Here is a 16,531-nt window from a genome sequence, read left to right on the forward strand (position 1 = left end):
TTTCGTATTTTCGCACTCCGCTGCTAATCTGCACGCCGCCTTGAAGTGAACTCAAGGTGCATAACTATAAGGAGTGTTCTCATGAATACCAAGAAACCGATGTCGCTCACCAGCCGCGTAATTTTGGGTATGGTAGCGGGTATCTTGACAGGATTTGCAATTCGCACACTTTTTGCCGACAACGGATTTGTCGACGCATACATTGTTAATGGATTATTCGAAGTTGGTGGACAGATCTTCGTTGCCAGCTTAAAAATGCTTGTTGTACCGCTAGTATTTGTTTCGCTAGTTTGTGGTACCAGCTCTCTAAAAGACCTATCTACATTGGGTCGCATGGGTGGTAAAACCCTTGCTTTCTACGTAGCAACAACCGCTATCGCAATCACACTTGCTCTAACCATGGGTACGCTATTCCAGCCGGGTGCTGGTGCAGACCTAACCGCAGCAAGTTCATTCAAATCAGCAGAAGCGCCATCTTTGGGTCAAGTGATCATTGATATGTTCCCGACTAACCCAATCAGCGCAATGGCAGAAGGTAAAACCCTGCAAGTTATCGTGTTCGCCGTCCTATTCGGTATCGCGATCAGTGCAGCAGGTAAGCCAGGCGAGCGTATCGCAGCATTCTTCTCTGATCTGAATGAAGTAATCATGAAATTGGTTGCGATTCTGATGAACCTTGCGCCTTACGGTGTGTTATTCCTAATGGCGAAGCTGTTTACAGGCCTTGGTCTAAGCGCAATCTTCAACCTTGCTGAATACTTCGTTGTACTAGCTGGTACGCTATTGCTGCACGGTCTTGTGACTTACAGCCTGATGCTAAAAGGCTTCACTGGTCTAAACCCAATTACGTTCCTACGTAAGATGGAAGACGCAATCATGTTTGCTTTCTCTACAGCATCATCGAACGCGACCATTCCAGTGACAATGGAAACGGCTAAGCACCGCATGGGTGTTGAGAACCGCGTATCATCCTTCACAGTACCTCTAGGTGCAACCGTGAACATGGACGGTACTGCGATCATGCAAGGTGTGGCGACAGCGTTCATCGCACAGGCATTCAACATCGACCTAACTATGGGTGACTACCTAATGGTTATCATGACGGCAACATTGGCGTCTATCGGTACCGCAGGTGTTCCTGGTGTTGGTCTAGTAATGCTAGCAATGGTATTGAACCAAGTAGGTCTGCCGCTAGAAGGCATTGCACTTATCATGGGTGTTGACCGTCTACTTGATATGATTCGTACCGCAGTTAACATCACCGGTGACAGCGCAGTGACTATCATTGTTGCTAAATCGGAAGGCGCACTGGATGAAACTCGCTTCAACGATCCAAAAGCTGGGGTCGCAGAAGAAGAAGTGCATCTGAAACGCGCGGAAGCTTAAACCCTTCCAAACTCAATTATCCTGTCTAAATGAAAGCCCCGATGGAAACATCGGGGCTTTTGTTTTATCTGGAATCTAAAGAATAGGTAATAACCCTACTCCGTCATCGAACTCAGTTTTTCTCTCGCTTGCTCTTCATGCTCATCGGTGATGGCATTGCCGACCGAGTTCGCCGCTAGAGTCAATGCTGCCATGTCATCGGTAAAGCCGACACCTGCTAACACGTCTGGCACCATATCTGTTGGTAGGACGAAGTAAGCCAACGCACCACCTAAGATTGCCTTGTGGCGAACAGAGGTGTTGGAATCTGCCATCGCGAGCCATGATTTAATGCCCATAACAGCAATCTCTTCGCCTGCTTTCTTGACAGAATTTTTCATTTTACGCCAGAAGGTTTTCTCATCTGGCGCTTGCATCGTTTGGTCTAAGACGTCATCGGACGCCGAATTTACAGACATGCTTGTGGTCATCGTGCCTCCTAAATTTATGACTGTGGCAATGATATTAAGACGATGAACCTGAACGTAGGATTAATAGCGAGTAATGATAATGAAGAAAGGAAACAAAATGGCTAGATAAAAAAATCCCCAAACCGAAGTCCGGGGATTATTGCCTTGGAAACCAACAGCTTTGAGAGCCAAAGTTTAGAAGCAGAATGCCTTATTGAGCAATCTTCTCCAGTACACGCATCAGCATTTTGATTCGCGGTTCGATCGACTCGAGCAACAAGTACTCTTGATCGCTGTGGAAGCCCGCACCGATAGGTCCTAGACCATCCAAAGTTGGAACGCCAAGAATCGCCGTATTGTTTGCATCAGAGCCGCCACCGACTTCTTTCCAGTTGATGTCGATCGCCAGTTCACTTGCCGCTTCTTCAACTAATGTCATTAAGCTTTCTGTTTGTGGGCTTGGCACCATAGAAGGCTTATACGCTTCACGAACCAACTCAATGCTCACGCCATCAACAAATGGTGTTTCCAGCATGCCGTTTAGCTTGCTATCGACATCATCGTATTCTTCGTTGCTCCAGAAACGCACATCCACGATCGCTTCAGCGTGCTCAGGGACGATGTTCGCTCCGTTGCCACCAGAAACAATACCGACGTTCAGAGTAGTACCAGATTCAAAGTTGGTCATTGCATTGACAGCCAGAATCCAATTCGCCATCTCAGTGATTGCGCTCCGACCGTTCTCTGGCTCGTTACCTGCGTGAGCAGCAACGCCATTAAAGGTCATTTTGTAGCGAGCCATGCCTTTACGCGCTTTCACTAAACCGCCGTCTGCACGAGCCGCTTCTGCAACCAGTACATTCTTAGCGTTTTTCGCTACTGATTGAATCCAATCCACAGAGTCCAGAGAACCCGTTTCTTCATCTGGGTTCATGCAGATAGCGATAGACAGCTTATCCAACACCGCTTGGTCTAGATTGCGCATCGCGTATACGATGTTCAGCAAGCCAGATTTCATGTCCGAGACGCCCGGACCGTAGGCTTTCTCTGCATCTTGAGACATTGGACGAAGCTCAGCAGTACCCACAGGGAACACGGTATCCATATGACCAATCAGCATCACATCGATTTGCTCAGCTTCCGGCTTATTTCGAACTTCGAGACCGATGCCCGCTCTACCACAGTCGATGCGTTTTACGCTCCAACCTGACATCGCTTGGTACTTCTCTTCAAATTGAGAAGCGATAAACTCGATACCATCAGTAGTGTAAGTACCACAATCCACATTGATTAGCGGACGTAGCTCTTCTAGATATTCATTTAGAGAGAATTGCATGACTCACTCCTAGACAAACAGATTCATCACCAGCATTGCGCCAAACGCGTTCAATACTGAGATTGCAATCATAACTGGGATGTAACGACCTTCAGTACCAATTGGACCCATAATACGACCCATGTACTGAACTTGAGAGCCCATTAGGTAGATAGCAGGCGCAAGAATCGCAATATGCGTACCGTTCAGGATGCCTTGGTCAAACAGCGTAATCACTACACCAACCGCGCCGCCCATCGACATCCAAGCACCGATCAGTACCGCTGCTGCTTCACCTGGAAGGCCAAACACCGCCATGATTGGAGAAAACACCGTACCCATCAGATCCAACGCGCCAGTGATTTGCAGCGCTTTGATGATAACGAACGCCATCAATACGTTAGGAACCGTAGAGGTAGTAGCAATCACCCAACCTTTCTTAGCACCTTCGACGAAGATATCCGTCACCATTGGTTTTTTCGCTTTAACGTCACCCATTATGCCGTCTCCTCTTTTAGGTTCTCTGATTTGTTTTGGTCTTGTTTGTCTTCTTTACCTTCCGTCATGTTTAGGTAGATACGGAACAGGTTCGCGCCGATGATCTTAAATGCAAACATCACAACAACCGCTAAACCAATAGAAGAAGTTACCGCTAGAGAGCCGTCAGCCATCGTCAGCGTGAACAATACCGCACCTGATGAGAAGAAGTTCACGATGGTCGCACCTGCAGTGAACTGGAACATGGTAAATACGTCCGTTTCACGCTTAGTTAGGTGACCTTCATCTTTTAGCTGACGCGTCATTGCTGCACCTGCATCGGTACTTTGTAGAGAAGCAATCAGAGCCAGACCAGAGTTACCAGGGATGCCCATTAGAGGACGTAGAAGAGGAGTAAGAAGCTTACGAGCGGCTTCAAGTGCACCGTAGTGCTCAAGTACGTTGATCATACCTAATGCGAACATAACGGTTGGAATCAAAGTAAGTGCAAAAATGAAACCGTCACGAGCACCGCTACCGCCAGTACCGCGGAAAGAGGTAGTCGCAGCTTGTACCGCGCCATCCGCACCTTCCGTTACGCCGTAAGCCACTTTACCGAAAGAGCCATTAAGCGTTGTAAAGTCAAATACACCGTACCATTCGTTGGATTGCATCAGACCAGAAAAGAACACAACCGCAAACGCGAGTGCAATGTAACACCCGATCGTCACCTTGCGTTCAGCATGAACAGGGCTTGTCATAAATTCACCTATGTATGTGGAACAGAACGCATAGATGATCCCTTGAACGACGTGCTAGAGAGATGATCAAAATCAATCCATTTACCGAACAATCATGTCACTCAATTATGAAGTTTTATTTTATGATTTGAATCACATTTAAAAGATAATAAATATTTATGACCAAGATAAGGTAGATTTATCTAACTACCAGCGAATCCCATCCATTAACAAAACAAACCAAAGTTATGAACAAATTTGTTATTAGCCACACCTTCGACGTGCTTCATGGTTTGTTGCTTATTTGAGATTTCTTGACCAAAAATTAACAAAAGTTCCGTGTAATTTATTTTAGGGTGGTTCGGTCATTACTTAGAGACTTACTCAGGGTTTGCCTTTTGCTTCGATCACAATCCAACATCGCTCGATGGACACTCGCCCTTGTGGCTTGGGTTATCGTGATCTGTTTAAGTAAAAATGCAGGCTTCTACCAATCTTGCCCTCTGATTGGCGTGCAAGTGACACCTGAACACGCTACTGCGCAGCAACAAAAGAGCGAGAAAGGGCTGGCAAAACAGTGTGAACTGTCTGAAAAGCTGATTCAGGTTTCACAAAACCATCTCGACAGCTTCATTGTGCCCTTATTCCTATTTGCGTTCGTCTTGCTATCTATCACTAGCACCGAGCGTAATGCTTTCCGCCATCATACCGAGCCGATACCCGACAAATATCGGGTGCACCTCAAGCTATGTGTGTTTAGAGAATAAAACCCGATTGCTATTCATCCCCAAATCAATTGTTTTATTTTTAATCACTTCGCGACAAAAACCGCGAAGAAAGAGAGTTTTAGGAAATATCATGAAATTCACACGCACATTATTAACTGTGGCTATCGCGCTGGTACCTCTATTTTCACACGCAGCAGAAAAAACATCAGAAGAGAAGTTGCAAGAAATTACTCAACTGCTGAAAGAAAACCCGCAGATCCTCGATTCACTGCATCAAAACCTGCAAGACTACGTCGCTTATCAAAAGACGTTTAACGCGACTTTGGATGAAGCGCGCGCCTATCTTAACGATGGCAAGCACTCTTACTTCGGTGCAGAGAACCCAGAACTGACGATCATCAACGTGACCGATTACAGCTGTCCTTTCTGTAAGCGTCTTGAAGGTGAGCTAGTGAAGGTAGAGAAAGAATACCCGCAGGTAAAAGTGCTGAACATGACGGTATCGTTCAAAGAACAGTACGAGAAGAACGGTTACAACTCGGCAAGTTACGCATTGAACGTATGGCAGAACCAACATGACAAGTACAAAGAAGTGCACGACTTGTTGGTGAAGAAGCCGGGTCCACATGATGCAAGTTCACTACAAAAAATCGCTAAGAAGACCGGCACAGAAGCACAGCTTGTCGACGACAAAGAGACCAAAGCATTGTTGGATAAAAACTACGAGTACTTCACTCGCTTAGGTCTACGAGGCACACCAGCGATCATCATTAATGACCAAGTCATTCCGGGTTATGTACCTTTCGAAGAGCTTGAGAAAGTCATCGACCAAGAGCTAAAGAAATAACTATCGAAATAGATATTGGAATAGATAAGTAACCATCAAAAACAACAAAGCCCTTCCCTGAGAACTCAAGGAAGGGCTTTTTATTTATCGAAATAAAGAACGTTTGGTTACTTGTCGCGCCCCACAAAGGCCACAACGACTTTGTCACTACCAAGCGAACGAGAGAACACGTACGCGCCTTCTTGTTCAATCACGTGGTGTTGACCTGCACCAATCGCTGGATGCGCTTTACGGAACTGACCAAGGGTTTGCCAGTGTTTGAGCAACGCTTGCTTCTCATCTGATAGCTTCCATACCATGTCAGAGCGTGTTCCTTGGTGGAAATCGTCCGCGTAAGGGCCAATGTTACGACCCACTTCATCACCATAGTAAACCTGAACAGCACCAGGGCTTAGAAGCAGTGCATTCGCTGCGTTACGCTGCATACCGTAATCTTTGAAGCGCGAGAAGAATAACTCCGTATCGTGAGAGGACATGTAGCTCACAGGGTTAAAGTCTTTCTCATTGGCGATAGTATCTGCATAGCTTTGGTAAGTATCTGCCATTTGGCTGAAACACGCCGCGCCTTTGTCTAACTTCTTCTGCATGTCGAAGTTAATCAACGCGTCAAAGCCATCGTCAAAGTAAGGGCTGCGATAAGCGGTATGTCCCCATACTTCCCCCATCATCCAGAATGGCTGACCTGACTTACCATTCTCTTTACGCCACTGCTCAAGACTGCTTGAAGCCTCTTCTTTCAAGCGTTTCCACACATCGCCTTCAACGTGCTTCACCGTATCGACACGGTAGCCATCAATGCCAAAGCGTTTCACCCAATCAGTTTGCCATTCAATCAAGTAATCCGAGACGGTGTAATTGTCACGCGCCTCTACGCGAGTACCAGGGTTATCCAATAGCCACTGCGCTGGCTTCACAGCTTTGTCTGATTCGGTGATAAAGTCAGGCAAACCCGCCAATGACATAGTGATATCACTGCTGCCCGGAGCCGGGTATCCCGGTAGACCTGTTCTTACCCAGTCACCGCCCCACCATTTCGCCCAGTTTGGACTCTGGTAATCAATATTCTGGTGGTAGCTATGCCAATTTTCACCCGCTTTTGGTTGCCAGTCGCCCCACTTCTTCGGTAAATCAGCGTTTGGTTTTAACACCTCAATACCGTCAAATTGCAAATCGGCTAACGTTGAGTAACCGGTGTGGTTGATTACTGCGTCCATCAATACTTTAAGGCCACGTTTGTGTGCCTCTTCCACCAGCTTTTTAAGATCAGCTTCGTTACCGAAGTTCTCATCAATCTTGGTAAAGTCACGCGTCCAGTAACCGTGATAAGCGTAGAATGGGAATGAGCCGCTATCGCCGCCGCCCACAAAACCGTGTACTTGCTCAACGATTGGCGATAACCAAATCGCATCGGTACCTAGGCTTTTGATGTAATCCAGTTTCTCAATCACGCCTTTTAGGTCACCGCCGTGGAAAGTGCCTATCTCTTCTTTGCCGTCTTTCTTGCGCCCATAGCTGTTGTCATTGCTCGTATCGGCGTTGTTGAAACGATCGACCATCACGAAGTAAATGTTGGCATTGCGGTAATCAAACGGTACTGCTTCTTTGGTTTTCTTCACTGGCTCGAGTAGCACCAACCCGCCTGAATCTTTGCTTGGCGTCAGCGATACTTGCTGATCTTTGACTTCGACTATTTGCCCAGAGTAAGCATCACGCAACTTGGTGCCATCTGGGAAACTGTCACCTAACGCAATCGTGACTTCGCCGCCTTGGTAAACCTCACATTGCACTTGTGGGATTGGGCGTTTGAATTCTGTCTTTGCGGCTTTCTTAGGTTCACGCTTGAAGCGTAGAGTTTTCGCTTCCGCATCAAAAGCAAAAGAGTAATCGCCAGTGAAGCGGATTTTTAACGGCAGTTCTGTTGGTTTTCCACAGTTAAGCGCGATAGGTTTGTTGAATTTGACCTTCTGGCCATCAGGCGCGACACAGTCGCCTTCAACACCCGTGATTTTGAGCGTATAGCCATCTTTGGTTAAGGGCACAACCAAAGGCTGCTCTGCACTTAAAGGAAAGTCACGGCTGTTGGTCGTGGTAGAAATGGTGATGTTTGGCTCGGCGATGGCACTTGCCGATGCAAGCAATAAGGTAGTCGTAATCAGATTCAGTTTCATCGTTCAGTCCATTGGTTGCGCATAGGCGCAGTATTCGTGTTGTAGTTTTATTCACACTAATAGTAAATGGATGAAAAACTGAGCACATCATTCTGAAAGGCTACGCCCTAAAGCTTGTGACGCTTCACATTTTGCTTTTATTGGGGCGTAGTTCTATTTATGAGCAGGATAAAAGGGAGTTTAAAGCTGAACGCTACCAAGGTTGCGCATTTGTCTCATCGCCCAATTGACGCGGCTGATGGTGTAAGAAGTCTGAGGGTAGACTTTGATGCGATATGGGTTTGGTAACACCACCGCAAGCCTTGCTGCTTGGCGTGTCGAAAGTTGTTTAGCTGGAATACCAAAGTAGTTTTGTGCAGCGGCTTCCGCCCCATAAATACCCGGCCCAAACTCCACCACATTCAAATACACTTCGAGAATGCGTTCTTTACTCCACATTGCTTCCATCAGCAGAGCAAAATAAAGCTCATACGCTTTGCGCACATAAGAGTGTGAAGGAAACAGAAACACGTTCTTTGCAGTTTGCTGAGTAATCGTGCTCGCACCGCGAGAAGGACCGTTTTCGCCAGACTCTGAGATCACTTTAAACAAGGAATCAAAATCCACTCCGTAATGGGTCGGGAACTTTTGATCTTCTGTCGCAATCACGGCCAATTGAATGTGCTTAGAAATGTCACTCAAAGGCGCCCATTCATTTTGGCTCTCTTCAGGGAATCCCTCAGGAGGAGAAATCATGCGGCTGATCTTCCATCCCCAAATTGGTGGATCGACGTATTTCACTATGCCAACGAGCATCACTGGTAAAAGCAAAAGCACCAATAAGATATTGAACAGAAGGGATTTAATCTTTCTCAAAGTCCGACCTAGCTTGATTTCATAAAACAATATGATGCAAGTATAGAGTATGCAGTCTGTTTATCGTTAGTGAAAACTTGGTCAAAAAAAGCCCGATTTACATTGTAAAGCAGGCTTGGGATTGATTATGTGTTTTAACTAGTTAAGTATGTTTTGCGAACTCAACTTACTTTGCCAGTTTGTAGAATACGGTTGATAGTGGCGGTAAACGCAGCTCAAGAGACTGAGGCAGCGATTCGCTTTCTACTTCTTCTGTTTCTACGCTGGCTAGCACTTCAAAATCGCTGCCATCGTATTTCACATCATCAGTATTCAACAGAAGCTCGTATTTACCTTCCATTGGAACACCTAAACGGAAACGCTCATGCGGCACTGGTGTGAAGTTACTGATAACTAATACGCGCTCGCCGTTTTGGCTAATACGTTCATGTGCCAGGATGCTCGAATCGGCTTCATCTTGCAGACGCCATTCAAAGCCTGCAGGGATGCAATCTTGATCGTGCATCGCCGCTTCGTTGCGGTACAAGTGGTTTAAGTCACGAATCAGTGCTTGCACACCTTGGTGACGACCAAACTCCAGTAAGAACCATTGTAGCTGGTCATCGTGGTTCCATTCTGCGGTCTGACCAAGTTCTGCGCCCATGAAGTTTAGCTTCTTGCCCGGTTGACCGTACATGTAACCGAAGTAAGCACGCAAGTTCGCCGTTTGTTGCCACTCATCACCCGGCATCTTGTTATGGATAGAGCCTTTGCCGTAGACCACTTCATCATGAGAAAGCGACAATACGTAGTTTTCGCTATGTGCGTAAACAAGCGGGAACGTGATGGTATTGTGATGGTATTTGCGGTGAATAGGATCTTCTTGGATGTAAGAAAGACTATCGTGCATCCAACCCATATTCCACTTAAAGCCGAAGCCTAAACCGCCCATAAAGGTAGGTGCAGATACACCCGGGAATGCGGTCGATTCTTCTGCAATGGTCATTGCGTTAGGGAAGTGTTTGTACACTTCTTCGTTCATCCACTTCAGTGTTGCGATCGCATCATAGTTCTCGTTGCCACCATCTGCGTTCGGGATCCACTGATCGTGGCTGCGTGAGTAATCTAGGTAAAGCATCGACGCAACAGCATCAACGCGGATACCATCAATATGGAATTGCTCGAACCAGTACAGCGCGTTAGACACTAGGAAACGGCGCACATGCTCACGACCTAGATCGTAGATGTAAGAGTTCCAATCTTGGTGCCAACCACGGCGAGGATCTGGATCGTGGAACAGTGGTGTGCCATCAAAATTCGCTAAGCCATGATCATCCGATGGGAAGTGCGCTGGTACCCAATCCAGTACCACGCCCAAGCCAGCTTGGTGACACGCATCAACGAAGAACTTGAAATCATCCGGAGAGCCGTAACGACTCGTCGGCGCAAACAGGCCAACAGGTTGGTAACCCCAAGAGCCAAAGAACGGATGTTCAGAAACTGGCATCAGCTCAACGTGGGTGTAGCCCATGTCTACAAGGTAAGGTACTAACTCAGCGGCCAGTTCACGGTAGTTAAGGAAGTCGCCCTCTTCGTTGCGTTTCCAAGAACCCGCGTGCAGCTCGTAGAAAGACAGCGCTTCATCACGCTTTTGTGTCACTGGGCGGTTTTGCCATTTCGCGTCTTGCCATTGGTAACGGTTGTGATCGTATGTGATCGATGCAAATGACGGGTATTGCTCAGAGTAGAAGCCCCAAGGGTCTTGTTTATGAGGAAGCCCTTCCCCATTCGGACCTTTGAGTTCAAATTTGTATTGTACGCCCTCTTCCAAACCAGGAATGAATAGGCCCCAGATACCGTAATCTAGGCGCTGCATTGGATGGCGACGACCATCCCACTGGTTAAAGCTACCCACTAGGCTGATAGCAGATGCATGAGGGGCATAAACAAGGAAACGAACGCCTGAGATGTTTTCGCCACCGCGCTCGATAGTCACAAATTGTGAACCCATGTAGCGGTACATGTCTTTTGGTGTGTGTAGGTGTTCGTATTCTTGGTAGATGTTGTGGTATTGGTAAGGGTCGTCAATGAGCTGTTCTACACCATTCCAGTCTACTGCAAGTTGGTAATGTGTTAGATGCAAGTCGCGCTTGTCTTTTAAGATGAAGCCGCTTTCATCTTCACGCTCTAGCTCAATTCGAGGTTCGCCGCTGATAACCAATTCAACTTTGTCTGCACCCGGCATCCAAACACGTAACGATCCTTCGCCGTCAGCAATGAATGGACCAAGTGACGCAAACGGGTCTGAGTAAGCCGCCTCAGCTAATAATTCGTAGGCGCGTTCGTATTTTTTCTTTACCTTGGTTTTCAAATCTTTCTCCCTAGCACCGATATTCTCCTTATGGTTTTTGAACATCGGATTTCCTCAGCCAAACGTTGTGAATTCACACAATTATAAAAGACCCAATCCTATTCAAACATTGAATAAAACGGCGTCAAAAAACAAAAATGCCCGCTATTGTTGCGGGCATAATAACGGTACTTCATCCTAACGGATTGTGCCGATTTAATGAGTGACCTAGGCTGTACTTTCGTACCTTGGCGCAATTAAATTCGCGAATTCCTACATCACTCATTCCACCTTATTTGCTCGCTTTCGCGCGCACTTCAGTGAGGCGCTTAGAAATACGGTTTACGTCTTCGCGGCTGAAGATTTCATCTAGGTTCATCGACAGTTTACGACGCCAGTTTGGATACTCATCTACCGTGCCAGGAATGTTGACCGGTTGGTCCATTTCTAGCCAGTCTTCAAGCTGAACACTCAGTAGTGCAGAGTCACCCGCAGCAACGTGCAATTGAAGTGCTTCGCTTAGGTGGCAATCCATTGGAACATACTGTGCGTCATGGCCGATGCCTTCTGGTAGGTAACCGTGCCAACGAACGCTGTCTAGGATGCCTTGCTTACACTTCAGGCGGTCATCAAACAGACCTTCTAGTTGTTGCTCGTCTGGGTACAGACCAATCTCACGCCCCATCTTCAAGTCATCACAGTGCCAGAAACCACGTAATGTTGGCATATCGTGCGTACACAATGCCGCCATAGACTGCTCAGCGTAGTGCTTCGGAGAAATAAAGCCGCCGTCGTCTTTCGATGTTTCGAAGAAGAACACTTTGTATGAGTGAACACCTGCTTCACGTAGGATATCCACGATTTCATCAGGTACAGTACCCAAGTCTTCACCGATTACAGAACACTGATGACGATGAGATTCTAGCGCTAGGATTGCTAGCATGTCTTCAACTGGGTAGTACAGGTAAGCACCTTCTGTCGCTTTCTCGCCTTTTGGAATCCACCATAAACGAAGTAGACCAAGAACGTGGTCAATACGAAGTGCACCACAGTGTTTCATGTTTGCACGTAGTAACTTGATGTACGCGTCGTAACCGGTCGCTTCCAACACTTGTGGGTTTAGCGGTGGTAGACCCCAGTTTTGGCCTAGTGGGCCAAGCACATCTGGTGGCGCACCGATGCTTGCATCCAATACTAGCGCACCGTCATCAGCCCAAGTCTCGCTGCCTGAATCTGCTACACCTACAGCAAGGTCGCGGTACAGACCAACTGTCATGCCTTTTTCTTCAGCTAGCGCTTGCGCTTCTTTGATTTGATCGTCTGCAATCCACTGTAGGTACATGTACAGGTGAACACGATCTGCGTTGTCTTTGATGTATTTCTGAGTTGCTGCTGCATCGAACGTGCGGAACTTCTCAGGGAATACAGGCCAACCCCAAACGCTTGAATCTTCAGCATGTAGCTCACCGTGTAGCGCATCAAATGCTGCTTGGTGAAGTAGGCTCTCGCCGCCAATTTCTACGAACTCTAGGAACGCACGAGCACGGTCTGTGTTTTTGTCTAGATGACGCGCTTTAAACTCGCTAAATAGCAGCGGAAGAATGCTCATCTTAAGCTCAGACACTTCGGTGTAGTTCACCCAGTGTGATTCACGTGCTTTTTGTAGACGTTGTTGGAATTCAGCGCTACCAACACGTTGCTGTGCTTCTGCACTTAGTGCGAACTCAGGCACAGAGCTTACGTCGATGTACATGATGTTCAACCAACGACGAGAAGACGGGCTGTATGGGCTCGCACCTTCTGGGTTCGCTGGGAACAATGAATGAATCGGGTTCAAACCAATGAAGTCACCGCCACGAGATGCGATGTCACTCACCAACTGCTTCAGGTCACCGAAGTCACCGATACCCCAGTTGTGCTGAGTACGCAGTGTGTAAAGCTGAATGCTTGGGCCCCATAGCTTTTTGTGTTGGTTTAGGTCTTCTTGTTTGAAACACGCTTTAGGTGTGATGATCAGCGACATTTCGTAAGGGGTCTTGCGACGCTTACGGCTGATGATCAGTTTGTGGTAACCCCATGCCAAGTTCTTTGGCAATGCAAACACTAGAGGGCCACCCTCAGCTCGTTCATCACGAACAATTTGCGACTGAAGATAGCCTTCAAGTACCTCTCCTTGTTCTGTTTCTAAACGCCAGCTAAATTCGCTCTCGCGAGCACTCGTACCTAGGTTTAGTTCCACTTCGACTGGTTCGCCGTCGCGTAAAACAAGAACAGGGGCTAGTACGTCTTTCTTATGTTTTTTCTCAGCAGAAGCCAATAGCTTCTCATCGCTGCTAGTATCGTAGCCAAGTGAAGTGAGCAAGCGGCGCAGTGTTTCTTCAGAAACTTTTGCCTCGTCTCCCCACGCGCTGACGTAGCTATCAGCTAATCGCGCCATGTCTGCGACTTTCTTTAGTGCTGTTTGTTCTTTCATCGCTTTCTCCGAAGGTAATACCAACACCTTCCATGTAGGGTTTTATTGTTATCAATAACTAATCTTTGAAAATGACCAAAGGTAGCGCTCGGCTACCTTGGTCTTAACTGGGTTCTATTAGCGTTTCACCGCTTCAAGTTTCCAGATGTTGTTCACGTAGTCGCGGATAGAGCGGTCTGATGTGAACTTACCAACTAGGGCAGTGTTAAGAATCGCTTTCTTAGCCCAGCCTGCTTGGTCTTTGTATTGTTTGCCCATTTCTTCATGCGCTTTCACATAAGATGCGAAGTCAGCAAGACATAGGTATGGGTCACCGCCATCTAGTAGGCTATCGAATGTAGCGCGTAGTAGGCCTGGTTGACCTGGCGTAAACTCTTCACCAGTTAGTAGGTCTAGAGACGCTTTCAGTAGGTGATCTGCGTTGTAGTAGTCGTAAGGGTTGTAGCCAGCAGCTTTAACCGCTTTCACGCCTTCAACATCAAGACCGAAGATGTAGATGTTCTCGTCGCCCACTTCTTCACGAATCTCAACGTTAGCACCATCCATCGTACCGATAGTTAGGGCACCGTTAAGAGCCATCTTCATGTTACCTGTACCAGATGCTTCTTTACCCGCTAGCGAGATTTGTTGTGAAACGTCTGCCGCAGGGATGATGATCTCAGCCATACTCACGCGGTAGTCAGGGATGAATACCACTTTCAGTTTGTTACCGATGCGAGGGTCGTTGTTGATCTTCTCTGCAACCTTGTTCACTGCGAACATAATCTCTTTCGCTAGGTGGTAGCCCGGTGCTGCTTTTGCTGCGAAGAAACATACGCGTGGCTCACACTCGAAACCAGGTTCGTTCAGAATGCGGTGGTATAGAGACAGAATGTGTAGCAGATCTAGGTGCTGACGCTTGTACTCGTGTAGACGCTTGATTTGAACGTCGAAGATAGCGTTAGTATCTAGCTCGATACCCATGTTATCTAGAACCCAATCAGCAAGACGCTGTTTGTTTTCTTTCTTAACAGCCATGAATTCTTTTTGGAATTTCGCGTCTGTTGCGTATTTAGCGATGCCTTCTAGCTGCTCTAGTTTCGCAGGCCATTCTGGACCTACTTTCTCAGTGATTAGCTTAGATAGACCTGGGTTACAGAACTTCAACCAACGACGAGGAGTGATACCGTTCGTTACGTTGTGTAGACGAGTTGGGTACATCTCGTGGAACTCTGGGAATAGGTCTTTCTTAACCAATTCAGAGTGAAGTGCTGCTACGCCGTTCACTGCGTAAGAACCGATTACACATAGGTTAGCCATGCGAACCATGCGGTTGAAACCTTCTTGGATGATAGAAAGCTTCGCTTGCTTCTCACCGTCACCAGGCCACATCTTACGAACTTCTTGTAGGAAGCGGTGGTTGATTTCAAAAATGATTTCCATGTGACGTGGAAGTAGACGCTGGATTAGCGACTCTGGCCATGTCTCTAGTGCTTCTGGAAGTAGCGTGTGGTTAGTGTACGCGAATGTCTGAGAACTGATTTCCCATGCCGCTTCCCAAGTAAGACCTTTTTCGTCCACTAGGATGCGCATTAGCTCAGGGATAGCAATTGTTGGGTGCGTATCGTTAAGCTGAATAGTCTCTTGCTTAGGTAGATCCGCTAGCGAGTATCCTGCTGCTTCGTGGCGACGTAGGATGTCACGTACAGATGCTGCTGAGTGGAAGTACTGTTGCATTAGACGCAGTGTTTTACCTTTCTCGTGGTTATCGTTCGGGTAAAGCACTTTAGTGATGTTGCCTGCGTCGATCAGCGCGTGCTGAGCTTCGAAGTAATCACCGTTGTTAAAGCTTTCTAGTGAGAATGGTGCAATTGCCTGACATTCCCAAAGACGTAGAGGGTAAACCGTGTCTGATTCGTAACCTACGATAGGTAGATCCCAAGGCATTGCTTTTACAGACATACCAGGAACCCATTTACGAACTTCTTTACCGCTCTCATTTACCACTTCAACGTGACCGTAGAAGCCGATTTCTTGTGCAAGCTCAGGGCGAGCGATTTCCCAAGGGTAACCTTCTACACCACGCCATGCGTCTGGTGCTTCTTGTTGACGGCCGTCTTTGAACGACTGCTTAAATAGACCGTATTCGTAATGCAGGCCGTAACCTACAGTTGGGAATTCTTGAGCCGCACATGAATCCATGAAACATGCCGCTAGACGACCTAGACCACCGTTACCCAATGACGGGTCGCGTTCTTCTTCTAGAAGGTCTGTTAGGTTGTGACCTAGCTCAGCCATTGCTTCCGTGATCTCTTCGTAAAGACCCATGCTGATTAGGTTGTTACCAGTCAAACGACCGATAAGGAATTCTAGTGAAAGGTAGTTAACGCTTTTCGCTTCTTGGATGCGAGCGTCCGCTTCAGTAGCAAGCAAATCACAAGTCGTAAATTCAGCCAGTGCGCGACCCATTGCTAGGTACCATGCGCGGCTATCTGCATTTTCAATCGTGTGAGCGTAAGTTACAGATAGATGTTTCTTCACGCTTTCTTGGAACGACTTCTTGTCAAATTGTTTCTGTTGAGTAGGTTTCATTAAGAAATTCTCACGTCTTTTAGTAATTCATCTGCCATACATCGTGCATTTCCCTCTGTGAATAAACATCCTCCCATTTGTCCTCCCCACAAGGAGGAGGGGGTAGGGCGTAGAGGGCGTAAGCTTGCAAACTTAGTGATCTAAATCGCAACACAGCAGCCTATCGTCCGATTCTTAGTGATTCGGATCACAG

Annotated in this window: 12 protein-coding genes; 3 read left to right on the forward strand and 9 right to left on the reverse strand. The window is 47.1% G+C overall.

Annotated features, from left to right (window positions below; translation table 11 throughout):
- Positions 1-81 precede the first annotated feature (81 nt).
- Positions 82-1,386 (forward strand): dicarboxylate/amino acid:cation symporter, encoded by a 1,305-nt coding sequence (locus ATB78_RS01970; protein ID WP_061007679.1) that lies wholly within the window; start codon positions 82-84, stop codon positions 1,384-1,386.
- A 95-nt stretch (positions 1,387-1,481) separates the two neighbouring features.
- Here the strand turns inward: ATB78_RS01970 and ATB78_RS01975 are convergent, their stop codons facing one another.
- From ATB78_RS01975 to ATB78_RS01990, 4 genes are all read right to left on the reverse strand, one after another.
- Complete coding sequence (locus ATB78_RS01975) at positions 1,482-1,856, reverse strand: YkvA family protein (RefSeq protein ID WP_009698021.1); 375 nt, start codon at positions 1,854-1,856, stop codon at positions 1,482-1,484.
- 190 nt (positions 1,857-2,046) lie between these two features.
- Complete coding sequence (locus ATB78_RS01980) at positions 2,047-3,171, reverse strand: M20 family metallopeptidase (protein ID WP_050908961.1); 1,125 nt, start codon at positions 3,169-3,171, stop codon at positions 2,047-2,049.
- Between the two features lie 9 nt (positions 3,172-3,180).
- Positions 3,181-3,648 carry a YjiG family protein gene (locus ATB78_RS01985; protein WP_005374849.1) on the reverse strand — a complete coding sequence of 156 codons (468 nt, stop codon included), beginning with the start codon at positions 3,646-3,648 and terminating at the stop codon, positions 3,181-3,183.
- Entirely contained in the window at positions 3,648-4,388 is a 741-nt protein-coding gene (locus ATB78_RS01990) for a nucleoside recognition domain-containing protein (RefSeq protein ID WP_005437881.1), read from the reverse strand. Before ATB78_RS01990 ends, ATB78_RS01985 begins: the two co-directional genes overlap by 1 nt.
- Positions 4,389-4,810: 422 nt before the next feature.
- Between ATB78_RS01990 and ATB78_RS01995 the strand changes: the two genes are divergently transcribed.
- The gene (locus ATB78_RS01995) at positions 4,811-5,134 is read left to right on the forward strand and encodes a hypothetical protein (RefSeq protein ID WP_061007680.1); all 324 of its coding nucleotides are present in this window, start codon (positions 4,811-4,813) and stop codon (positions 5,132-5,134) included.
- Positions 5,135-5,225: 91 nt separating this feature from the next.
- Positions 5,226-5,942, forward strand: coding sequence for a DsbA family protein (locus ATB78_RS02000; RefSeq protein WP_020195400.1), 717 nt, complete (start codon positions 5,226-5,228; stop codon positions 5,940-5,942).
- Between the two features lie 107 nt (positions 5,943-6,049).
- Here the strand turns inward: ATB78_RS02000 and ATB78_RS02005 are convergent, their stop codons facing one another.
- The 5 genes from ATB78_RS02005 to ATB78_RS02025 form a co-directional block, all read right to left on the reverse strand.
- Positions 6,050-8,110, reverse strand: coding sequence for an alpha-amylase (locus ATB78_RS02005; protein ID WP_061007681.1), 2,061 nt, complete (start codon positions 8,108-8,110; stop codon positions 6,050-6,052).
- 180 nt (positions 8,111-8,290) lie between these two features.
- Positions 8,291-8,965, reverse strand: coding sequence for a monofunctional biosynthetic peptidoglycan transglycosylase (gene mtgA, locus ATB78_RS02010; protein WP_061007682.1), 675 nt, complete (start codon positions 8,963-8,965; stop codon positions 8,291-8,293).
- Positions 8,966-9,131: 166 nt separating this feature from the next.
- Positions 9,132-11,360 (reverse strand): 1,4-alpha-glucan branching protein GlgB, encoded by a 2,229-nt coding sequence (gene glgB, locus ATB78_RS02015; protein ID WP_061007683.1) that lies wholly within the window; start codon positions 11,358-11,360, stop codon positions 9,132-9,134.
- Between the two features lie 226 nt (positions 11,361-11,586).
- Positions 11,587-13,767, reverse strand: a complete 2,181-nt coding sequence (gene malQ, locus ATB78_RS02020) for a 4-alpha-glucanotransferase (RefSeq protein ID WP_039988031.1) — start codon at positions 13,765-13,767, stop codon at positions 11,587-11,589.
- 117 nt (positions 13,768-13,884) lie between these two features.
- Positions 13,885-16,338, reverse strand: coding sequence for a glycogen/starch/alpha-glucan phosphorylase (locus ATB78_RS02025; protein WP_061007684.1), 2,454 nt, complete (start codon positions 16,336-16,338; stop codon positions 13,885-13,887).
- Positions 16,339-16,531 lie beyond the last annotated feature (193 nt).

The sequence above is a fragment of the Vibrio sp. CUB2 genome, from assembly GCF_001557945.1.
GTDB classification, from domain to species: domain Bacteria; phylum Pseudomonadota; class Gammaproteobacteria; order Enterobacterales; family Vibrionaceae; genus Vibrio; species Vibrio owensii.